The organism is Pediococcus claussenii ATCC BAA-344, from assembly GCF_000237995.1.
In the GTDB taxonomy this organism is placed as follows: domain Bacteria; phylum Bacillota; class Bacilli; order Lactobacillales; family Lactobacillaceae; genus Pediococcus; species Pediococcus claussenii.
In genome coordinates this window covers 156,002-177,514 of the sequence record NC_016605.1, presented here as the reverse complement: position 1 = coordinate 177,514, position 21,513 = coordinate 156,002, and the positions used below count along the sequence as shown (strand labels likewise).

At 35.9% G+C, this 21,513-nt stretch carries 21 protein-coding genes; 4 read left to right on the top strand and 17 right to left on the bottom strand.

Annotated elements, in window-relative coordinates:
* Positions 1-5: 5 nt before the first annotated feature.
* The 4 genes from PECL_RS00820 to PECL_RS00805 all read right to left on the bottom strand — a co-directional run bounded on the left by PECL_RS00820 (position 6) and on the right by PECL_RS00805 (position 3,399).
* Positions 6-329 (bottom strand): hypothetical protein, encoded by a 324-nt coding sequence (locus PECL_RS00820; protein ID WP_014214695.1) that lies wholly within the window; start codon positions 327-329, stop codon positions 6-8.
* 100 nt (positions 330-429) lie between these two features.
* On the bottom strand, positions 430-1,596 hold the full coding sequence (locus PECL_RS00815) for a D-alanyl-D-alanine carboxypeptidase family protein (RefSeq protein WP_014214694.1): 1,167 nt from the start codon (positions 1,594-1,596) through the stop codon (positions 430-432).
* Positions 1,597-2,413: 817 nt separating this feature from the next.
* Positions 2,414-2,752 (bottom strand): DUF4870 domain-containing protein, encoded by a 339-nt coding sequence (locus PECL_RS00810; protein WP_014214693.1) that lies wholly within the window; start codon positions 2,750-2,752, stop codon positions 2,414-2,416.
* A 215-nt stretch (positions 2,753-2,967) separates the two neighbouring features.
* The gene (locus PECL_RS00805; RefSeq protein WP_014214692.1) at positions 2,968-3,399 is read right to left on the bottom strand and encodes a hypothetical protein; all 432 of its coding nucleotides are present in this window, start codon (positions 3,397-3,399) and stop codon (positions 2,968-2,970) included.
* Positions 3,400-3,564: 165 nt separating this feature from the next.
* On the opposite strand from PECL_RS00805, the gene PECL_RS00800 reads away from it, so the two are divergent.
* Together PECL_RS00800 and PECL_RS00795 are read left to right on the top strand one after the other, a co-directional pair.
* Entirely contained in the window at positions 3,565-4,215 is a 651-nt protein-coding gene (locus tag PECL_RS00800; protein WP_014214691.1) for an MIP/aquaporin family protein, read from the top strand.
* Between the two features lie 102 nt (positions 4,216-4,317).
* Complete coding sequence (locus PECL_RS00795) at positions 4,318-4,629, top strand: DUF2316 family protein (RefSeq protein WP_014214690.1); 312 nt, start codon at positions 4,318-4,320, stop codon at positions 4,627-4,629.
* Between the two features lie 15 nt (positions 4,630-4,644).
* On the opposite strand, the gene PECL_RS00790 is transcribed toward PECL_RS00795, so the two are convergent.
* Positions 4,645-5,106 carry a MerR family transcriptional regulator gene (locus tag PECL_RS00790; RefSeq protein WP_041534534.1) on the bottom strand — a complete coding sequence of 154 codons (462 nt, stop codon included), beginning with the start codon at positions 5,104-5,106 and terminating at the stop codon, positions 4,645-4,647.
* A 101-nt stretch (positions 5,107-5,207) separates the two neighbouring features.
* Here PECL_RS00790 and PECL_RS00785 point away from each other — a divergent pair, with 101 nt between their 5' ends.
* Complete coding sequence (locus tag PECL_RS00785; protein ID WP_014214688.1) at positions 5,208-6,239, top strand: NAD-dependent epimerase/dehydratase family protein; 1,032 nt, start codon at positions 5,208-5,210, stop codon at positions 6,237-6,239.
* 155 nt (positions 6,240-6,394) lie between these two features.
* On the opposite strand, the gene PECL_RS00780 is transcribed toward PECL_RS00785, so the two are convergent.
* From PECL_RS00780 to PECL_RS00755, 6 genes are all read right to left on the bottom strand, one after another.
* A complete protein-coding gene (locus tag PECL_RS00780) occupies positions 6,395-7,375 on the bottom strand; it encodes a ribose-phosphate diphosphokinase (RefSeq protein WP_014214687.1) in 981 nt (326 codons plus the stop codon).
* Positions 7,376-7,465: 90 nt separating this feature from the next.
* Entirely contained in the window at positions 7,466-8,872 is a 1,407-nt protein-coding gene (gene glmU / locus PECL_RS00775; protein ID WP_014214686.1) for a bifunctional UDP-N-acetylglucosamine diphosphorylase/glucosamine-1-phosphate N-acetyltransferase GlmU, read from the bottom strand.
* On the bottom strand, positions 8,872-9,702 hold the full coding sequence (purR, locus tag PECL_RS00770; protein ID WP_014214685.1) for a pur operon repressor: 831 nt from the start codon (positions 9,700-9,702) through the stop codon (positions 8,872-8,874). Before purR ends, glmU begins: the two co-directional genes overlap by 1 nt.
* 1,257 nt (positions 9,703-10,959) lie before the next feature.
* Positions 10,960-11,748, bottom strand: a complete 789-nt coding sequence (locus PECL_RS00765) for a metal ABC transporter permease (protein ID WP_014214684.1) — start codon at positions 11,746-11,748, stop codon at positions 10,960-10,962.
* Positions 11,741-12,421 carry a metal ABC transporter ATP-binding protein gene (locus tag PECL_RS00760; RefSeq protein WP_014214683.1) on the bottom strand — a complete coding sequence of 227 codons (681 nt, stop codon included), beginning with the start codon at positions 12,419-12,421 and terminating at the stop codon, positions 11,741-11,743. The genes PECL_RS00765 and PECL_RS00760 overlap by 8 nt, the downstream gene beginning before the upstream one ends.
* Positions 12,418-13,293, bottom strand: a complete 876-nt coding sequence (locus tag PECL_RS00755; RefSeq protein WP_041534533.1) for a metal ABC transporter solute-binding protein, Zn/Mn family — start codon at positions 13,291-13,293, stop codon at positions 12,418-12,420. The genes PECL_RS00760 and PECL_RS00755 overlap by 4 nt, the downstream gene beginning before the upstream one ends.
* Before the next feature lie 147 nt (positions 13,294-13,440).
* On the opposite strand from PECL_RS00755, the gene PECL_RS00750 reads away from it, so the two are divergent.
* Positions 13,441-14,622 (top strand): GNAT family N-acetyltransferase, encoded by a 1,182-nt coding sequence (locus tag PECL_RS00750; RefSeq protein WP_014214681.1) that lies wholly within the window; start codon positions 13,441-13,443, stop codon positions 14,620-14,622.
* 119 nt (positions 14,623-14,741) lie between these two features.
* Here PECL_RS00750 and PECL_RS00745 read toward each other — a convergent pair whose 3' ends face one another.
* From PECL_RS00745 to PECL_RS00725, 6 genes are all read right to left on the bottom strand, one after another.
* Entirely contained in the window at positions 14,742-16,214 is a 1,473-nt protein-coding gene (locus tag PECL_RS00745) for a helix-turn-helix domain-containing protein (RefSeq protein WP_014214680.1), read from the bottom strand.
* A gap of 13 nt (positions 16,215-16,227) precedes the next feature.
* On the bottom strand, positions 16,228-17,271 hold the full coding sequence (locus PECL_RS00740; RefSeq protein WP_014214679.1) for a collagen binding domain-containing protein: 1,044 nt from the start codon (positions 17,269-17,271) through the stop codon (positions 16,228-16,230).
* A 3-nt stretch (positions 17,272-17,274) separates the two neighbouring features.
* Positions 17,275-17,451, bottom strand: coding sequence for a hypothetical protein (locus PECL_RS10115; protein WP_014214678.1), 177 nt, complete (start codon positions 17,449-17,451; stop codon positions 17,275-17,277).
* A gap of 16 nt (positions 17,452-17,467) precedes the next feature.
* Positions 17,468-18,508 carry a glycosyltransferase family 2 protein gene (locus tag PECL_RS00735; RefSeq protein ID WP_014214677.1) on the bottom strand — a complete coding sequence of 347 codons (1,041 nt, stop codon included), beginning with the start codon at positions 18,506-18,508 and terminating at the stop codon, positions 17,468-17,470.
* A gap of 540 nt (positions 18,509-19,048) precedes the next feature.
* Positions 19,049-20,038 carry a diaminopimelate epimerase gene (gene dapF, locus PECL_RS00730; RefSeq protein WP_014214676.1) on the bottom strand — a complete coding sequence of 330 codons (990 nt, stop codon included), beginning with the start codon at positions 20,036-20,038 and terminating at the stop codon, positions 19,049-19,051.
* The gene (locus PECL_RS00725) at positions 20,031-21,413 is read right to left on the bottom strand and encodes an aspartate kinase (RefSeq protein ID WP_041534532.1); all 1,383 of its coding nucleotides are present in this window, start codon (positions 21,411-21,413) and stop codon (positions 20,031-20,033) included. Before PECL_RS00725 ends, dapF begins: the two co-directional genes overlap by 8 nt.
* Positions 21,414-21,513 lie beyond the last annotated feature (100 nt).

Sequence of the window (21,513 nt, the reverse complement as noted above, 5' to 3'; positions counted from 1 at the left end):
TCCCCCTATCTTCCACCTAAAATTCGTTTTAACTCGGTTGCCATATAAAGCCATAGTCCATCTGAATTCTCTCTAAAGTCCTGACTAAAGCCTGTCTCCATTGGTTTAATCGTTCCAACAGGTTCGTTCAAAACATCATAGATTGTAATCAAATTATCTTTCAGCTTAGCGGAGTAGTAGTGTCCTTCAAGCGCTTCATCAAGCATAGCCTGTGCATTATCTTCAACCGCTTGGTCAATTAACTCGTCCTCATTAGTTTCTTTACCCAAATCTTTTAATTGTTCAATCATGACACGCATTTCAGTCATATCTCCAGGTACTTGAATCATTTTTAATTCCTCCAAATTATTTTCGATACTGTTATTCTAACATTTTAGCAATGTAAAACCAGTTATATCACACGCCCTTTACACCATCTTATGCCAAAAGTTACTTCATAATATTTTCCGAGTAAACATGTTTCATCAGAGCATTAGTATCAGTGCTCATACTTTCATCATTTACAACTACAGTAATCAATCGATGCTTACCAGGTACATGCCCTGTACCAACAAAACAATAACCGGCACGATCAGTATATCCATTTTTCAAACCGTCAATATGTAATGAAGGATTATTAAATCGTCTGCCTGGCAAAGTCGTATTTACATTATCAATCGTTTGTCCTGCTACCTTGGCAGAATTTTTTGAAGAAACTTGTAGAACCTGAGGATATTCATTGATCAAATGTCGCGCAATCACTGCAATGCCATTAACTGAAACCAAGTTTTGGTCATGGCTTCCGGACCCTGGAAATACAGTTGAAAATTTTGATAAATCAGTATTATCTAATCCCGACGCTGAGATTAAATATGAATCTTTAATTCCCCAGCTTGCAACTAGACTTCGCATTGCTTTAATGTGGTTAGTGTTACTACCAGAAACCCATATTCCCAATAAAGTCGTTGCCGCATTTGATGAATCAATCATCGCTGCTTGGTATAAATCACTAATTTTATAACTATTACCAGCTTTTAACTCAAAGCCTCCACAAGTCTGATCAACAGACATCTTTGCCAAATTTTCTGGCACTTTGATTGTATTATTCCAACTTCCCTTATGATTGGCTATTTTTTGAAAAGTCATATAAACCGTTAAGATTTTAATCATTGACGCTACCGGTACATTGGTATTCCCGTTTTTACTGTATAAGACTTTACCATTCTGATCGTCCATTGCAATTGCATCAGGAGCTTTGATATCAAAGGATGCTCGACCACTCGCCAAGTACCCATTCCAAACCCAGGCAGATTTACCACCAACTGTTACGTAATAAAAAGTAACTCGCACATTCTTTTTCCCTTGTTTAAACTGATAAGTTCGAACCTGTGAGGCCTGTAAAGTGGAGTGATCATAATCCTTTAGACTAATAATTTTTTCCCGATGACTATTATCATATCCAAATCCACTTGTATCCTTTACATGATACTGTTGATTCTTAATTTTTTCAGTTTTTACAATTTGGTATGCTGGCTCACTAGCATGTACAGCTGAGATTACCCCAAATCCCAATAAAAAAGTAAACAGCGTAATTATAATATGCCTACTTAGCTTCATTTTAAATCCCTTTCCTACTCAAAATCTCCCTATATAGGTTATCACAACTCTTCTGTTCTTGATATCCTACTTGAAGATTTTACCATACAAAAAGACCCTAACACTCTAAACCGTGCTAGGATCTTCTATGAGGAAAGGTTATTCTTCGGTCCAACTGTAATCTCTTTTACAAGTTTCTTAATTAGCTACACCTTCAAATACCTTATTAAATTGTTCACGCCGTCGTGCTTCTAACCTACCTGATTGAAAAACTGTATTCACGTCTGCTTTTGCATGTTCAACCAATCAACTACCCTTGGTGAGTAAATGCACAATTTCAGGCTAACGGTGATATAGACGGTCTTGGAAGCCAAATAATCTGTTCTTTGAAATAACAGAACCCCCAGAACTAAATTTGTGTTTCTTTACTTAAATCCTGCAATTTAATGTCTTGCAACTAGACAATTAACACTGTCATTGGATTAACATCACTTTCCTCAATGCTATTAATGACTTGAACATTACATAAAATTCTTAAACGGTTGCCTCATTAGCTTTTCACCAAAATCAATCGCACGTACAAAATTTAGAAACCAATGTCTTTAAACATCACAACTTTTAACTTAAACGCTCATGATTGAAGTGGTTCACGAAGAACTAATATTATGTCCCTTCACAATCCCACAACCACTGGACTGGGACATTTGAGAAAAAACTTAGTAGAATCGAAGCTTTATCCCTTTCCTCATGATTATAATAACACCATCCGTAAGCGCTTGCAATATAAAAGCTCTATTTTTTTAAAAATAGCTTGTCGTAGTCTATAGGCCTTGATATATCAGTCAACTAGCACTTTAATTCCACGATAAATATTGTAGCAAAGCAAGAAAATAACTGCTATTCCGATTATTCCAACGAGGACAAAGAGTATGATCGGCCAAGCAGGTACATGTCCATTCGAAGCTACACCCGTGCCTCCAGCAATTAGTAAGATCGCCGCAACAACTCCCATCAGCCACGGAGCAATATGTAACCATAATGCCTGAATTGCATTAGAACGTGATTCGCTGTATTCCGGTTTACTAGCAATCACCAAAATAATAATTGGCATAATAACTGGTAGAAAGAACACACTAAGATAAGCGACTGAACTGAGTAATTTATTTTCAGTAGACACTACAATTCCCCCTTTTTTGACATTATGACATACCAAAGAGAACTAAGTAAAATTAGCCGACTGGTTTATTCATCAAAAATTAACTCCTTTGGTATTATCAATCCATAGCGTGTGTTTTGCTCATTTCAACCTAACTGAAATAAAAATAAAGTTGCAACAAAACATTGTTTGTCACAACTTTATTATGTAAATTATACTAAATTTAAAACCGCTATTTATAAGATTTGACGTAATGCATTATTCTTTTTTTCCTTAGCAATTCGCAATTGATTTTTTAAATCTTCAATTTCCTCTTGATGCTTCTGCTTCCACTCACCATATGAGAAACGTGTATCTGTATCAGTATCTTCAAGCTTCAAACCTGATTCAAGCCAAAAGATTGCTTCTGTCAAACTACCAAAATTTCTAATCCACAATGTATGCCCATTATCGGAATCGAGGGCAACGTATGAACGAAATTTGCGAGTTAGGTACGTGTGTTTCCGAATCTTGAATGCTTTTCGCTGTCTGGTAATTTTGTAGTCAGGCAAAATATAATGTCCCGGGTTTTTAAGAACTGGAACATTGTCTTTCTTTTGACTCTTAAATTCTTGCAGCATAACCTTAGCGGTAGCCTGATCAATTAAAGTGATATCAACTTTACTCATAATAATTGCCCCCGTTCATCTGTATACATCTATTGTAACATAAACGTAACTTACTATTTTGCATAAGAGAAATTGAATTGAAATAATGAGTTACATTATGAAAATATTTAAATTTAGTATATAATTTTACGTACAGCTTTATTTTAAGGAAAAGGAGAATTTTTTATGCGCAAGTATATTTCAGAAATTATTGGTACATTTGTACTAGTTTTCGTTGGTACTGCAACCGTCACCATTGCAAAAGGCGACGTTTTAGCTATTGGTTTAGCATTTGGTTTAGCAGTAACCATCATGGCTTACTCAGTTGGTGCTATTTCGGGAGGTCATTTTAATCCCGCTGTTACACTCGGAATGTTTATTAACAAGCGAATTTCAGCTAGTGACGCAATTTATTACGTGGTTTCGCAATTTATTGGTGCAATTCTTGCCTCAGCGGTTGTCAAATTCTTGCTTAGTTCAATGAATGCTCCAACTAACAACTTGGGACAAACAGATTTTCCCATCATCTCAGCTGGTGCCGCATTTTTCGTTGAAACATTGATTACATTCCTATTTGTATTTGTTATTTTACTAGTTACAAGTAACAAATATGGTAATGCAAACTTTGCAGGATTAATCATTGGTTTAACATTAGGCTTTATGATTATCGTAGCGCTAAACTTAACTGGTGGTTCATTGAACCCTGCTCGTAGTTTTGGACCTGCTATCTTTGTTGGTGGCAAGGCATTATCGCACTACTGGGTTTACTTATTAGCACCATTGGTTGGTTCAGCAATCGCCGCTTATACTGCTAAATTCCTAGGTAGCGAAGAATAATATTAACTTTCATAACCTTTCAAGTTGCAAGTCGGTCTTTTCCGATTTACAATTTGGAAGGTTTTTTAATACCAACATCTATTTTAGAAAGAAGATAATAATATGTCACTAAATCCTTTACAAAGACGCAACACACGTAAGGAACTAAATGAAGCCCTACTACGTTCTAACTTAAAAGGCGAAAAAGTTGCTGCTGATTTAAATATTACAACTGATAAGTTCAATAGGATTATGTCTCTGGAACAGCAAGCCTTGGAAGATCCTTGGATAGTTAAGGAATATTTAAACGAACAGATCAAAAAAAATGGTGCTGAACCTGTTTCATTTTCAGCACTAAAGGGTGACTATCACCAGTATTGGTTTTTAAATTCAAACGTTATCGACTCAAAGAAAATTAGTGCTGGCGAATACTAATTTCTCTCAATTAAATTATTGCCGTCCGTTCTGCAACTTTGCAAACGGATTTTTTAAGTTAACACTACTTTTTTCTGCAGACACATAGTTAATTTCATGGTTAATGATCTCTGCTGCATCTTTTGAACGGTAAATTGACAGTTTCTCATCAACCTCTTGTTTTCTTTCCGCTAATACTCGCTGTTGTTCCTCAATCTTCCTTCGGTGTTCTTCCAATAACTGCCGTCTCTTGTTAATCGTTGTGGGCCCTTCCATACAAAATTCAATATAACTTCTTATATTGTCAATTTTCATCCCAGTATCCTTTAAACAACAGATTGTATGAATAAAATTTAAATCAGAATCAGTAAAAATACGATACCCCATCTCATTTTTAGAAACAAAAGGCAACAATCCTTTTTTATCATAAAAGTGCAATGCCGAAACAGATAACCCAAAAATTTCTGCTACTCTTTTTACTGAATACGTTTTTGCCATAATTATCTCCATCATTATTTGCTATAAACTTAGGTTGATAGTTTAGAATTCATAATAATTTAAAAAGCAATCAAATTCAATCTAAAAATGGAGGATTTAGTGTGGAACGTATTCTAGTAACAGGCGGTTCAGGATTTCTTGGATTGCATATCATAGATCAACTTTTAAAAAATAAATATCAGGTGATTACCACCCTTCGAAATTTAGACAAACAAGCAGAAGTTTTAAAAACATTGACTGACCAACATACTCCTGATCTCAAAAATCTTTCATTCGTCGAAGCCAACCTTATGGATGATCATAATTGGTTTGAAGCCATGAATTCATGTGACGTCGTGATGAGTGTTGCGTCTCCAGTTTTCTTTGGAAAAATCACTAACGAATCTGATGCACTCAAACCCGCCGTAAATGGTATTCAGCGTATTCTAAAATTTGCAAATCTTGCCAAAGTCCCACAAGTAATTATGACCTCCAACTTTGGCGCTGTGGGCTTTAGTAAAGTTGTCGGATCCAATAGTGTCACAAAAGAGTCAGATTGGACTGATGAACATGCTATTGGTCTATCAATCTATGAAAAATCAAAGTTACTTGCAGAAAAAGCGGCATGGCAATACATCGAACAGCCTAACATCCATATAAAGCTCACCACCATCAACCCTGTTGCAATTTTGGGATCATCATTTAATAATCATGTTTCAGGCAGCTTTAATTTATTACAAGACATAATCTCAGGCAAAACAAAACGAATTCCGCCAATTGAATTAAACGTTATTGATGTTTCAGACGTTGCTCGACTGCATGTTCTAGCCATTAAAAATTCTAAGGCATACAATCAGCGCTTTATTGCAACGGCACCTGGCCAAATTTCATTCCAAGAAATTGCTAATTTAATTACAAATCAACGTCCCGAAATCAGTCATAAAATCACTGATAAATCACTATCGAAACTAGTTATTAACCTAGGTGCATTCTTTGGCAACGCTCAAGCTCGTGAAGGAAAATTATTAATGTATATGAATCGCAACGTCAGCGGTGAGAAGTCAAAAGAATTACTTAATTTCACGCCACAATTCACTGCTGAACAGGCAGTTTTGAATGCAGTTGATAGTCTTATTAAGTTTAAATTGACCTAAAATTTTATTATTTGGTATTACTACAAGTTCAATAAGTATTTTAAAATGCACATAAAATATAAATCGAGTGATTATTGCCAGCGACAAATTTTAAATCCACATTTTAATTAAATTAAAAAACGCCCTTATAATTTTAAGGACGTTTCTACTATATCTTATTCTTTTTCTTTGCTAAAACGGTTATTAAACAACGGACTGACCGGCTTGTTTTCATGGATCAAGCGAATTGCTTCACCAATAAGCGGGCCAACTGAAATTTGTTTAATCTTATCAATCTTCTTTTCTTCTGGAAGACTAATTGAATCAGTTACAATTAACTCCTTGATTGGAGAGTTCGCAATTCGTTCAATAGCCGGACCAGAAAGAACTGGGTGAGTACAACTTGCGTATACTTCTGTAGCACCGGCATCCATCAACGCCTGTGCTCCTAAAGTAATTGTGCCAGCCGTATCGATCATATCATCAATCATGATACAACGTTTACCCTTAACTTCACCAATAATGTTCATAACTTCAGCAACATTGGCACGAGGACGACGTTTATCAATAATTGCAATTGGGGCTTTTAGAAACTCTGCTAACTTACGAGCACGAGTTACACCACCATGATCTGGAGAAACAACTACGGCATCTTTATATAACCCACGTTCGATAAAATGGTCAGCCAACAAAGGTGCACCCATCAAATGATCCAAAGGAATATCGAAGAATCCTTGAATCTGAGCAGCGTGTAAGTCTAACGCAATAATTCTTGTAGCACCAGCACGTTCAATCATATTTGCAACTAATTTAGCTGTGATTGGTTCGCGTGAACGAGCCTTACGATCTTGACGAGCATAACCGTAGTAAGGAATAACAATATTGATGGTACTTGCGCTGGCGCGACGTAAGGCATCAACCATGATTAACAATTCCATCAAGTTATCGTTAACTGGGGCAGATGTTGACTGAATAATGTAAACTTCGTCCCCACGAATACTTTCTTCAATGTTAATGCGGATTTCGCCATCGCTAAAACGATCAACCGACGTCTTTCCAAGTTCAACACCAACTGCTTCGGCAATTTTTTCAGCCAAAGGCTTGTTTGAATTCAAAGCAAAAATCTTCAGCTTTGGATCTGAATAATGTTCAGACATTTTTTCCTCCAGAAAGTTACTAGACATAAAGTTATTAAATTAATCCCACATAACATAATAATGCATTTTACAACCTGAAATCAAGTTAACTTAGTTCTTTTGATTTTTTTCTGCTTCAATTGCAGCTTCGTAAACTGGTAATTTTTTAAAATAGTCAGGCTTATTAACCTGGCGGGCACGTGCAATACCCATTCCATACTGTTCTACATCCTTCGTGATTGTAGATCCTGCCGCTACGTAACTATGATCAGCCAGTTCAATTGGAGCCACTACATTGGAGTTACTTCCAATAAAGGAATAGTCGCCAACGTTACTATGATATTTGCTAACACCGTCGTAATTGACGAATACGACACCACAGCCAATATTAATATCTGTTCCAAGAGTAGCATCGCCAACATAACTCAAATGACCCATTTTAGTACGGGCACCCAATGTAGCATTTTTAACCTCACAGAAATTACCCACATGAACAAATTCTCCTAATTCACTCTTAGGACGCAAATGACTATTTGGACCTACATTACTATCCGAATGCATAATAGAAGATTCGACTGTTGAGGCAGTGATAGTTACACGATCTTCAATCGTTGAATCAACAATCTTAGAATGGGCCCCAATTACACAATCCTCACCAATCTTTGTATTACCTTGTAGCTGGACACCTGGTTCAATAACCGTGTCTGATCCAATTTTGATCCCATAATCGATATATGTGTTTTCTGGATCAATAATTGTCACACCGTTAAGCATGTGTTCTTCATTAATACGTTTTTGCATTACCTTTGTTGCTTTAGATAAAGCAAGACGATCGTTTACTCCCATTGACTCTGAAAAATCATCCATTTGATACGCAGCCACAATTTCGCCCTGATTTTTCATTATTCCAATAACATCTGGAAGATAATATTCACCCTGAGCATTATTGTTCTTAACTTGGTGAAGAGCCGCAAATAATTTTTTATTATCAAAACAGTAGACACCAGTATTAATTTCAGTAATTTCAGTTTCTTCTCGTGTAGCATCCTTTTGTTCCACAATTTTTGAAACCACGCCAACATTATTACGGACAATCCGTCCATATGAAAATGGGTTATCTGCGTTGGCTGTCAAAATTGTAACTGCCGCACCCTTTTGCTTGTGGTATTCAAACAATTCTTCGAAAGTTTCAGCACGGAATAACGGGGTATCACCACTAACTACCATGGTCATTCCTTCTTCACCGCCTAACAAACTTTCAGTTTGGAGAACAGCATGTCCTGTTCCAAGTTGTTCACTTTGTAAAGCGTACTCTGTTCGGTCTCCAAGCAATTCGCGAACCTGTTCTGCACCATGTCCAATCACGGTAACCACTTTATCCATGTGAGTTTTTTCAACTTGTGTCAACACATGGTCAACCATTGCTTTACCACTCACTTTATGTAAAACTTTGTACAACTTAGACTTCATTCTAGTTCCTTGACCTGCTGCTAAAATAATCGTGAACTTCTTCTCCATTATTTCTCTCCTTTAAAAATTCGTTTCTGATAATTCCCACTAGTTATCTTGATTGTATCATCAGCTGATGTATCAACTTTTAACACTGATGTATATTCAGAAATACTGCGCGTTCCATTATAACTTCCCTCTGCAAAAACCGAAACTCCAATTAATTCAGCATCAAATTCTTGAATCAAGTTTGTCATAGCAGCAATTGTTCCGCCACCCTTTAGAAAATCATCCACTACCAGTACCTTAGATTGAACAGGCAGACTGCGCTTGGATAATTCCATTTTTTTTATCTGTTCTGACGATTTCGATACATAATTAACTGAAATGGTGGAACCTTCTGTAATTTTAGCATCGTGTCGAACAATGATAAATGGTACATTTAATTGCTCGGCAACGGCTTGTGCCAATGGAATTCCTTTTGTTTCAACTGTCATCACAACATCCACAGCAGAATGCACATATTCGCTAGCCAAAATACGTCCAATATTACGAATCATTTGGGGATCTCCCAGTATGTCCGACATATAGACGTATCCCCCGGGTAAGCGCCGAGTTGGCTCAGAAAGTTCTTTAATTAAAGCTTCAGTAACTGTTTTCGCTTCTTCAGCACCAATACTAGGAATAAACCGAACTCCGCCAGTGGGACCATTGGTTATTTCAATTGAACCAATTTTTTGCGTTTCAAGGGTGGCTTTCATAATTCCTAAATCTTCACTAATAGAGGATTTAGCAGAATCATAACGCTTAATAAAAAATCCCGCAGAAATAAGGGTGCGAGGATGGGTCATTAAGTAGTTGGTCATATCAATTAAACGCTCGCTTCGTTTAAATTTCAATTTACTTACCTCGTTTTTATAATTAATGTAATAATAGCATATATGAGGGAAGTGTGGAAAAGACTGGGTAGGCTTAGAGCATTAACAGTGAATCAAAAATGATGAACGCTCTTTGGTCATCGTTTTTGATTTGCGGTTAAGCACAGAAGGCTGGTCTTTGGAGCACGTTATGACCGGAAGTGTGGAAAAGACTGGGTAGGCTTAGAGCATTAACAGCGAATCAAAAATGATGAACGCTCTTTGGTCATCGTTTTTGATTTGCAGTTAAGCGCAGAAGGCTGGTCTTTGGAGCACGTTATGACCGGAAGTGTGGAAATGACTGGGTAGGCTTAGAGCATTAACAGTGAATCAAAAATGATGAACGCACTTTGGTCATCGTTTTTGATTTGCAGTTAAGCGCAGAAGGCTGGTCTTTGGAGCACGTTATGACCGGAAGTGTGGAAATGACTGGGTAGGCTTAGAGCATTAACAGTGAATCAAAAATGATGAACGCACTTTGGTCATCGTTTTTGATTTGCAGTTAAGCGCAGAAGGCTGGTCTTTGGAGCACGTTATGACCGGAAGTGTGGAAATGACTGGGTAGGCTTAGAGCATTAATTAAATTTACCCTTCTATCTTAACTTTCAGATTTGCGTTGCACTATTTACCCATTCCTCTAGCTTTGTTTGTTCTTGAAAAAGGACTTTGAAATATTGCGTGGAACATGGCTCGCCAACTCTAAGCCTTTTCCAAACCCAAAAAGTCTTACAGCTTGACGTTATCCTAACGGACTCCGTCCATAAGGATAATTTAGCCATTGACGCATATTTCAAAGCCCTTTTTCTGCATTTTTTAATAGTTTGACAAAACACAAACCGAATTTAACATAAAATCACTACCGCCATTTCTACTAAAACAAACCAGAGGCCTAAAATGGAGTGTTCACTCCGCTTAATACATATGATCCATATTCATACAATTCAATCTGTTTTGCCTCTCCAGAATTATCGCTCTCAATATATCAATGAATTGCAATACAAACCAATAAAAATGAAAAAAATAATCTTATTTATGCGTCAGTGCGACTGAGGCGGGTTAAGCCGAATAGCAAATTTTCGGATTTTGAAAATTTGTTCCTCCTAGTTACAATAACGTCAAGCTTTGAGGCTTGGTGAATTTCCAAGGCTCAAAGTTGTGCGCACCACGTTCCACGCAATAAATAAGATTAATTTTTAGGCACTAACTAATATTGAGAACGGAAATCAAACTATTACATCTCTATTTATTTTTATTAAACAACAACGCCCCAAAATAAATAGCACACTCAATTGTTGCAATGAAGAAACTAACCGGCCAATTTGTCACATAACCAAGATACAGTCCAAGCCAGACCCCAATCAACGCTGCAATAACAGCGAATAACATCATCCCACTGACTGTTTTTGATACAAATTTGGCAGCAGAAGCTGGTAATGTTAGTAGAACAAAAATTAAAAGTGATCCCACAACCTGGGCTGCTGTACTAACACTCAAAGCTAAAACAACTAAGAAAATAATTGAAACCAAATTAGTATGAATTCCCTTAACCGATGCTCCAATATGGTCAAATGAATCAAACTTAAGAGATCGATACATGAAGAAAATAAATAATAAAGCTACTATTGTAAGTACTAAAACTTGCCACACTTCTTGACGGCTAATTCCAATCACACTACCAAACAAAATATTAGTTGCATAACTGACATTTTTACTAGAAATTGCTAAAAACAAAATACCTAATCCCAAAAACAGACTAGAAATTGCCGAAATAGCTGCCTCTCTTCTTGAAGCCTGTACACTCATTCGTCCTATTAAAACTGAACTAACAATGGTAAATAATAACATTCCATTCAAAGCCGGCCATCCCATAAAGATTCCAAAAGAGGCTCCCGAGAACCCAATTTCAGATAACATATGTGATAGAAACGACATATTTCGTCCAACAACGTACACACCCATAATCCCACAAACAATTGCAATAAACGTTCCGGCAATATAGGCATTTTGCATGAATTCAAAACTAAACACTTGCAAAATCCTCCCTACTTTTAATGTCATCCACCATACCAAGCTGGTATCCATCTGGTCTAAGCTCTAAATATCGTGTTGAATATTTTTTTAACAATGCATAATCATGGGTAATTGATATGACTGTTAGATTATGTTGTTCGTTAAAATGTTGCACCAAATTCAGAAGCTCGTACTTTCTCTCATTATCAAGGCTTGCCGTTGATTCATCTAACACAAGCAAATCTGGATCATCAACTAATGCTTGTGCCAGGTAGGCCTTTTGAAGTTGTCCACCAGAAGCACGACCCATTCTAGTGTTTTGAATGCTCTTTAAATCTGTTTCATCCAAGATTTGATCCAATTGTGCTCGTTCTTGCTTGTTTAGCCATGGAAAATTTCCATCTTGTAAATTTAAAGCAACAAAATCACGAATTGACAATGGATAATCCGCATCAATATTTCTAAATTGCGGAACATATCCGATTTTTAGTCCTTCTCGAAACTTGATTTCACCACTAGTTGGGGTGATTTGTCCTAACATAGCGCGAATCAATGTTGTTTTTCCTACACCATTACTTCCGATCACACTCAAAAATTCCCGTCGGTCTATATCGAAACTTAAATTTTGAAATAATTTTTTGTCTGGAAAATTAACCGAAATGTCATGTACTTGAACTAAAGTCTCCGTCATTTACCTGCCTCCTGAATTTTTTCCACCTGATCCAATTGATCCATCATCCACTCTTGGTAATTTTTACCATATGGCATTGTTTCTGTAACATTCACAATTGGGACCTTATGTTCTTTAGCCAAATTGGTCAAGCCTTTAATTACAGAACTGCTAGTTTGCGTGTTATTTACCAAAAATGCAATTTTATGTTTGCGAATATCATTTTGCATCTTACTAATTACTGCTGGGGTAGGATCAGTTTCATTTTCAATAGCAAGCGCGAACTTAACATTGTTGACCTTATATCCAAGACTTTCTAGGGTATAATCAAATACCGGCTCTGTCACATCAACTAATTCTTGTTTTTTAACCTTTAATTTCTTGTATTTTGTATCCAAAGGCTTAATCTCATCCAAATACTTTTGAGCATTTCGTTGATAATACTTACTGTGTTTAGGGTCCTTTTTGCTTAAATCATCCGCTAATTTTTGCGCCAATTTTTGCATTGTTTCCGGACGGTACCATAGATGAGGATTATCACCCTCTTTTTTGTGTTCTTCATTTCCCATATTAATCTTCATAACATGCTTTTCTTGAGAACTTAACCGATTAATCCAACTATCATACCCAACACCATTTTCAACAATTACATTCGCTTTAGATACCAATTTTGCTGTTTGTGCAGTGGGTTCGAAATCATGTGGATCTACATCTGGATTTTTGATAACACTATGTACTGAAACGTATTTGCCACCAACTTTTGAAGCAACTTCCCCATAAAAATTAAGAGTACTAACTACTTCGACCTTCTTGTTACTAGTAGTCCGGTTTGTACATCCAGCCATTATAGCAACAGAAATCAACATTAATAAAGCTAGACCTATTTTGCGCATTAATATTCTCCATTCTCTAAATAGTAATGATTACGATTTACATTTATCAGTCTATCAAAATTTATCTTAGTAGTAAAATCATTTTTTGTGATAGCGGTTTCAAAAATGATATAATTAGACCAACTAAATTTGTAAAGGAGCCCCATTATGACTCAATTTAAATTAGGTCCAAACGAACGTGAACAAATGTACCAACTTTATTTATATGCTTTTAATGCGCTCGATAGCGAACAACGTCAATCTTTCTGGTCAGATCGCTTCGAACATGCTATTCCTTACGGCATTCAAGACCATTCAAAAATTCAAAGTGGACTCTTAAGTATCCCATTTACCGTCAATTTCTTCGGCGTTGTAATGAAAATGAACGGAATTTGTGACGTAATGAGTGCACCTGAGGCCTCTGGAAAAGGCGGAGCAGGACTGTTACTTCAAGATGCACTTCATGATATGTATAACGATGGAATAACTCTTTCCTATTTAGCCCCATTTTCTTTCAGATATTACCGTCGTTTTGGCTATGAACAGACCTTCGACCACATAACCTACACAATTCCTAGCAATCAATTACCAAAAGTTATCGGTAATGATAACTTTGAAATCAAAAGAGGCCCACTTTCCGAATTTATTGAAGCAATTGCTCCCCTGTATCAAAAAAGCGCAGAAAACCATCGTGGCGGATTAGTACGTGAACAATGGTGGTGGGAATATCTAACCAAAAAAGCCCCACAACGTCAAATCGCTGTTGCACAGCATAACGGACGACTTGTTGGTTACCTTATCTACGAACGAACGGTCGATAAATTTATCGTTCATGAAGTATACGCTTCTGTTCCAGAAGCAAGACAATCACTATGGAATTTCGTTGCTAAACACAGATCTTCAGTTAAAACATTTGAATATCAATCAGCCAACCCTGAAAATCATTTAGACATGGTTGAGGATCCGTGGGACGTAACGGCTTCAATTCATCCATATATGATGGCAAGAATTGTTAACCTTAAGGACTTTGTAAGTAAATATCCAATTTCAAAACTTAAAATTGTAAAACCAGTAACATTTAGCGTAGAAGATGATGTCATCAAGGAAAATGAAGGTACGTGGCGCTTAAGTGCAGTTGAAGGAGTTGTCTCATTTGAAAAAGTTTCTACTCAAAAAGATAATGACACGTTGCTAACCATCCAAGAATTAACCAAAACATTGTTTGGCTATAGAAAACTATCTTCTTTGGCAAAGCATGCGAAAATTAGCCATAGCTTTGATTCTGCCACTTTAGAACAAATTGATCGCTTTGCAATCGGTCAAAAGCCTGTACTTGCAGACTACTTCTAAAGAGACAAATTGATATTATATTAGGCCAAAATAAAAAGCGTGGATTTTTGACTGTATCCCAGAAATTGAAAATATTAATTTCTGGGATACAGGTCATTCTTTCAACGCTTTTTTTCAACCTAATTTTTAACTAATTTATCAAAAAGCAGATCATTGATTACTTCAAGAATATTTATTTGATCTCTTTCGGATCCTAACATTGCTATTTGATATTTAGGAATTGCATTAGCCTTCGGCCAGAAGTTAACAACATCAGATATGATCAAGTCAAAATCATCACCACTTGTTCTAAAATCATAATTTTCGACAATTACTTGTTCCCCAAATGTTTTGGTTATCATTGTTTTAATATAGTTAGTTAGCAGTGTAGAATCCCCTGAGTACACCCCAATTCGAATTTTAACAGCTGCAACTGGGAGCTTAGCAAAAAACAATAACGAATAGTAACGAACAATTTGATCTAAACTATCATAAAAAAAATCTTCCTTAAATTTATTATCGTTTAAAACCAAACTCAATCTACTTTTAATTAATGAATCAATGTCCAATCCCATCCAAATATAATCTTTAGCACCAATTGCTTTTCCTTCAATAGGGTCAATGGTCCCTTCTTTAAAGAAAAACAACGTATGAATTAAAATTAAATGGTTTAAATCTGTATCAAATTGCTCCTTTGGTTTACATTGCAAAACAGCTTGATAAACTTTAATACTCACCTGGTAAATAATTGAGTTATTGGCCTTGCAATCTTGTTCCCAAGCCTCAACTATTTCAGTATCATTGTCCGCAACATAACAAATAAAGAAAATAAATAGAATTAATTCACTTCCTTCAGGTAGCTTTTGCTGTTTTACGAATTTTCGAAATTCTTCTAAAATACCAAGAATATAAGGATTTTTGGTTTTAATAGAATGTTTTGCAATAGATTCACCTTTATGGTGTGTTGCCACAACTTTTCCAAGAATTTCTAAAGCAAAACTAGTCTTAATAAGGGTATCTGTAGATTTTTCCTGTTTTATTAATTCACATAAAAATTTTGTTTGTTTCCAATGTTTAGCAATTAATAAATCCGGCTGTGAAAAAATTTTCCCCTGCTGCGTACTCCAATATAGCCCATAATATAGGGCATATTTTTGTATTAAATACCCACGCAGTTCTCCCTTTTTAATTACTAACCCATATTCTTCTAAAATTTTATTCAATCGTTTGATGTACCGATAATACGACGCATGGCTAATGTTCAGACGAAGGCAAATCTCCATTTCTGAAAAACTACTTTTGGTTAGTGCCTCATGCAAAATGTTAAAAAGTGCGGATTGTTCCAAAAAAATCCCGAAAAGCTTACCAAACGTTACTTGTTGCTCCAGTGACAGAAAGATTCTGTCGGAATCCCATGATAACTTAATACCATTATCTCTAATGATCTTCGTCTCTTTCATTTCAGATAATATTTCGTGCAGGTGGCGTGCCGAATTAATCTTTAAAACCGATAGTAATTGTTTATTACTACATCCTTTTTGGCTTTGAAATAACTCCCTTAAAATTAAAACATACCTTTTAAAATCACTATCCAATAGATTTATTGCGTCCATGATTCCTCCAGTCTTATGATCTGAAAATTAACCACCCAAATCCGATAAACAGCACCGCTAATCCAGATATCAAAGTCACTAACATCCATTTTTTCATATGTCCTCTGCTATCTTTTAATGACCAAATCTTTCCAACACCACTATTCACATGCTTTTCCACTACCCTAGTATTAGAAGCTACTTGTGTTTTATTTACTGCTAATTGTTCTACGCTCTTATATGAGCCTTTATTATCTGCAATCATCTGGGTTTCATAATCTAATATAAACACTTCTGGTTTTTTACTCTCAAAATTTATTATTACATTATTATTCTTATCAGTAATAGTACGTTTAACCATTGGTTCAATCATTTTAAACTTACGACTTTTTTTGTCTGTATATTCAACCTCTGCTAAATTCAATGATGGTTTAACTATTCGCTGAACTTTACCTAAATTAACTTTAAAAGTAAAATTCCCCGCAGATTTTTTCGAAAAGTCAATTCGATTCCTCCAATGAATTATATCAGGTCTTTTTTTATCAAACCAATACCATGTACTCAACATTTCATTCGGATTGGGGCGTTGGTCTACCCCCGTAATATTAACATTGTTGTGCTTGCTATTTCCCCAGTCAAGTTTGTATATACCACTAATCTTAATTTTACTTGGTATAAACTGTGTCCATACTTTAACGGTTCCTTCTGTTGCCTTTTCAACATTAGTATCCAACTTTATTTGAATTAACTGGCTGTTTGCATCAACGTGTATTTTACCAATTGCTTTTCCACTCTCAGTTTTTAAATCTAAAATTTCGGTTCTAACAGGCTGCAATATAGAGGGTATCTTTAGCTCTATCAACTTATTTTCTTTTTCATGGTTCTTAAAGACAAAATGCCAATTAATTTGTACTCTATCATATAGGTCAAACTTATCAGTTTTCACGCCGTTATCGTTTGTCAGGGAAACCTCTTGCACAAAATCATCATTTGTATCGGCATTAACTTTTTTTCCTGAAACTGCCACTGTTACAAGTGTCAGTAGGCATACTATGACTAAATTTTTAAGTTTTTTCATCAATTAACTCCAATGTTTATTTTTGTGATTTTTAATATAAAAACAACGCACTATCGTACAAAACGCTAAAAATGCAAAGGATAATGTTGTTATTTGTAAAAAATGATAAAGTCCATACCAACCAATGCTTAATGCACCAACACCTCCCAGCACACTTGATTTATGAATTTGTAAATACATTTTACTTTCCTCCTTCTTATACGTGATCCCATGTTCCTTTTGAACCTGTTAAATATTGTATTAGTGCCCCAATAAACGCTAACTGCAAAAAGGCACTATAAATTAGTTCTGGAAACAGTAACGCGGCAAAAAGTTTTGTTTCTTTATCTTGGTTAGCAACTGTGATTACCCTTTCAAAAACAAATAGAATTCCGATAAGTATCCAGAACCAATTAAATATAAATTTGTTTTCAATCATTAAAAATGCGGAAAAGATAATAGATCCAAAAAACGAAAAAACAGAAAGTATAAGCATCATCTGCTGAAAAACGTAAGGTAACAAGCTCTTGGACCACCTATGATTTAACACCTCATGCAGTGCACCTAAATACCATCGTCGCCTCTGTAGAAACAACATCTTCCAACTTGGCATAATTTCCGTTGTACATTTACACGAAACAGGTGAAATCAATCTTGCTCCTTCTTCTTTTAATTCAACCGTCAGTGTAAAATCTTCCGTTATCGAGTTTTCATCATAAAAATGTCCCCTGCTTTTCTTAACTTTAAGCAACATTTTTGCGCTAATAAGCGAAGCGGTTCCTGTCAGTACAAACACCTTCTTAGTTCGTTCAATTTGATTAGTGTAACGATACCATTCGACTTGTTGACAAAATTCAACCATACTTTTTCTATTAGCATTACCATAAAATACCGATCCAACCGCATCATATCCATCTCTGGATCCTAAGTAAATTTCTTTTTTGGCTCTGTCTACCCAATCATCCACGATAATTGTATCGGCATCACAAATGAACAAATAAAAATCACATTCATTAACTTTGTCCCAATTTATATAGTGCTCAAGTGCTTGATTTAGTGCGCCAGCTTTCCTATTTTGATTGTCCTCAGTTTTAAAAGCAGTAGCTCCTGCCTTGATTGCTTGTTCAAAAGTATCATCAGTACAATTATCACAGGCCACTAAAACCTGATTAACCTGTTTTTTTAACGACTTTATTGCTTTGGAAATACCTACTGATTCATTGTGAGCAGGTATTACTGCCGTAATAAATAATTCCATCTCTTCCTCCCATAATTAACTGCTTAAACACTGTCAATCCACATCTTAATAAACAAGATAATCCACAAGGCAATCGATAACTGAAACCATTTGTTTTTTAATGCATTTTTCACGGTTTCTTCCTCCTTACTAATCCATGGACTTATATGGTAACGCGTCCTTCAGCTAATAAAGTATCAAAATTGGTATATCTAAAGTAAGTGTGTGATACTTTTTCAAAACAAAGCGCCATAAAAGAATTGATAACACTAAAAAAGCCTCTAAATCACGTTTCATGAATAGCTCCTAAGTTAGTGGACTAAGAATCAAATCATCAAGATATCGTTATTTATTCCTAATGATTTTGTTTTCACTATCTACTTTTTGATTTTTAAACTTTAAACAATTAACATGTGCTTAGTTATCATAAATTTCTTTCAAATTAAAAAGCATTTATTATTTTGCAGTCTCTTAACTGCTTCATAATAAATGTTTTCAAGTCGCTCTGATTTTCAAAAAAACTAATATAGGTTCCAAAGCACATCACATTGCAAAAATTCACTAACGTCTTATATATAGTTCATCTACAAACTGCTTATATGTGTCTTCTTCACCAGTTTCAAAAATTTTACTTCTATTAAAGGAGTGTTGTCTTAAATCCAACTCACTAATTTCAATTTCGTGTGTAAAAGTTGCATTACCGATTAAATCAATCGTGTATCCATCGCCCTGCCTATTAATTCGTGTTTGTACCATCCCACCAGGATTATAAACCGTGTTTAATTCACCAAAATTCGTCATCCCGTCCTGCATCATTGTCCAGACCAAACTAGCTGCCGACATGCCTGTACCACAAGCATTAGTAAACCCTACACCCCGTTCAAAAGTTTGTACAAATATTTCATGTGGCCCCCAGACAGTCCCAAAACTAACATTAACACCATCTTTAAACCAAGGGTTATCACCATTTAAACATTCTCCAATTTGACCTAACAGTTCTCTCGAAAAATTATTTTCATCATGTTCAATACTTATCAGATGGGGATTAGGTACTGAAACTGCCGAAAACTTTAGGGTGTTGGACAGTCCCTCTATCACTTCATTAAATAATTCAGATTTTCCTTCTAAATTCATTGGCAAACTGGATAATTCGAAATTAACGGGCGAAATTTCAACATGAAATCCTTGAACGTCAGGTGCAAAATCAGTGGCTCGACCTACTTGCAAGTCAGATTGTTGTGTTTCTATAACAAACTCATCTTGTGCGTATTTCTCTCCAAGATAACGTGTTACTGTTCGTAGCCCATTTCCACACATACTAGCAATACTTCCATCACTGTTAATTACTTCCATACTACCTAAGACTCCACTATGTGTACTGTCATCAACGACTAATACCCCATCTGTTCCGCCGAGTAGTTCATTTGTGCCATGAGTAATGTCCTTAGTTAACTCAATTAATTCATTTTGTGTCATTTTTTGCTGTAAGTTTGTTTGATCTAATAGAAAAAAACTATTTTCAGATCCGTGTACTCGAAGTAATTTAGTCATTGCTTTCTACCCCGTCTTTTTTAAAGAATTCTTCATATATATATTGAACTGCGTCATCAACCTGTGATTGACGTACGCCTAGCATTATTGAAATTCGGGATGCTCCCTGATTAATCATTTGAACCCCAATTTTATTTTGTGCAAGTGCGGAAACAATACGGTCAACCGTTCCAACCTTATTCCGCATCCCTTCTCCGACCACCATAATAATTGCGTAGTCATCAATCCATTCAAGTTGATCCGTCTGTAATTCATCATGAATATCAGTTAATAAACTTGGCAAAATTGTATAATCAATTTGGTTTCGATCAAATATCACCGTTAGATCATCAATTCCTGAAGGCATATGTTCATAACTAATATTGTATTTATATAGTATTTGAAGCAATTTTAGCGTAAATCCAACTTCACGGTTTAATAAATATCGATGTAAATATAGTGCTGCGAATCGCTTGGAACTCGCAACTCCTGTCACAGGGCCCTTAGCATTAAATTCATCCTCTGGAACAATACTCGTTCCAACCGCTTCTGGATGATTAGTATTCTTCACAACGATGGGCACACGGCCCTCAATTGCCGGAATGATTGCTTCATCATGAAATACTGAGAAGCCTGCGTACGAAAGTTCCCGCATTTCACGATAAGTCATTTCATCAATTGGATGAGGATTTTTAATTACCTTAGGATTCGCGGAATATATTGAATCTACATCAGTAAAATTCTCGTAATACTCTGCTGCAAATCCATTAGCTAAAATTGCACCGGTAATGTCTGAACCACCCCTTGAAAAAGTTGCTACTTCATTATTCTTGTTGTAGCCATAGAATCCAGGAACAACTAACAAATCCCTTGTTTCTAGCAACTGATCGCGTTTCTTAGCAATATTTTGGTAGGTTCCCCTATTAACCACTGCATTATTGTAATCACCATCAACAATAATTCCTAACTCACTTGGATCAATGAACCTAGATGTTAACCCAACCTTGCTAAGCACTACAGCTAGTAGTTCTGCATTCAGACGTTCTCCCGCAGCCTTAAAACGAGCTAATTGGGCTTCCGGTGAAGAATATTCAAAATCTGGCAAATCAACTAAATATTGTTTAATAGGCCGAAAAGCTTCTTCATCTACCTCAAAATCATTAGCGATAGCTCGATATCGTTCGATCACACTATTTAGGGCTTTTCTTGCCTCCATAAATGTTCCTGTTGCATATTTAATCAACAAATCGGTTACTTTAGTATCTTTTTCAGAACGCTTACCAGGAGCTGACACCACAACAATACGTCGTTCATGATCAGCATTTAAAATAGCAATAACCTCCTGATAGTGTTCCGCATCTGCTAACGAACTTCCACCAAACTTTACAACTTTCATACCGCTAGACTCCTTCATGAGGCCAGCTTTCCCATCAAACCAATAAAAAAACGCCCATTATCACCAGTGAGGTAACAATAAGCGCCCAAAGAATGCCAAA

What these genes read in the sequence shown, in the direction of transcription:
- PECL_RS00820 (WP_014214695.1), bottom strand. Translation starts at nt 329, where the DNA reads ATGATTCAAGTACCTGGAGATATGACTGAAATGCGTGTCATGATTGAA.
- PECL_RS00815 (WP_014214694.1), bottom strand. Translation starts at nt 1,596, where the DNA reads ATGAAGCTAAGTAGGCATATTATAATTACGCTGTTTACTTTTTTATTG.
- PECL_RS00805 (WP_014214692.1), bottom strand. Translation starts at nt 3,399, where the DNA reads ATGAGTAAAGTTGATATCACTTTAATTGATCAGGCTACCGCTAAGGTT.
- PECL_RS00800 (WP_014214691.1), top strand. Translation starts at nt 3,565, where the DNA reads ATGCGCAAGTATATTTCAGAAATTATTGGTACATTTGTACTAGTTTTC.
- PECL_RS00795 (WP_014214690.1), top strand. Translation starts at nt 4,318, where the DNA reads ATGTCACTAAATCCTTTACAAAGACGCAACACACGTAAGGAACTAAAT.
- PECL_RS00790 (WP_041534534.1), bottom strand. Translation starts at nt 5,106, where the DNA reads ATGGCAAAAACGTATTCAGTAAAAAGAGTAGCAGAAATTTTTGGGTTA.
- PECL_RS00780 (WP_014214687.1), bottom strand. Translation starts at nt 7,375, where the DNA reads ATGTCTGAACATTATTCAGATCCAAAGCTGAAGATTTTTGCTTTGAAT.
- glmU (WP_014214686.1), bottom strand. Translation starts at nt 8,872, where the DNA reads ATGGAGAAGAAGTTCACGATTATTTTAGCAGCAGGTCAAGGAACTAGA.
- PECL_RS00760 (WP_014214683.1), bottom strand. Translation starts at nt 12,421, where the DNA reads ATGACGGAGACTTTAGTTCAAGTACATGACATTTCGGTTAATTTTCCA.
- PECL_RS00755 (WP_041534533.1), bottom strand. Translation starts at nt 13,293, where the DNA reads ATGCGCAAAATAGGTCTAGCTTTATTAATGTTGATTTCTGTTGCTATA.
- PECL_RS00750 (WP_014214681.1), top strand. Translation starts at nt 13,441, where the DNA reads ATGACTCAATTTAAATTAGGTCCAAACGAACGTGAACAAATGTACCAA.
- PECL_RS00745 (WP_014214680.1), bottom strand. Translation starts at nt 16,214, where the DNA reads ATGGACGCAATAAATCTATTGGATAGTGATTTTAAAAGGTATGTTTTA.
- PECL_RS00740 (WP_014214679.1), bottom strand. Translation starts at nt 17,271, where the DNA reads ATGAAAAAACTTAAAAATTTAGTCATAGTATGCCTACTGACACTTGTA.
- PECL_RS10115 (WP_014214678.1), bottom strand. Translation starts at nt 17,451, where the DNA reads ATGTATTTACAAATTCATAAATCAAGTGTGCTGGGAGGTGTTGGTGCA.
- PECL_RS00735 (WP_014214677.1), bottom strand. Translation starts at nt 18,508, where the DNA reads ATGGAATTATTTATTACGGCAGTAATACCTGCTCACAATGAATCAGTA.
- dapF (WP_014214676.1), bottom strand. Translation starts at nt 20,038, where the DNA reads ATGACTAAATTACTTCGAGTACACGGATCTGAAAATAGTTTTTTTCTA.
- PECL_RS00725 (WP_041534532.1), bottom strand. Translation starts at nt 21,413, where the DNA reads ATGAAAGTTGTAAAGTTTGGTGGAAGTTCGTTAGCAGATGCGGAACAC.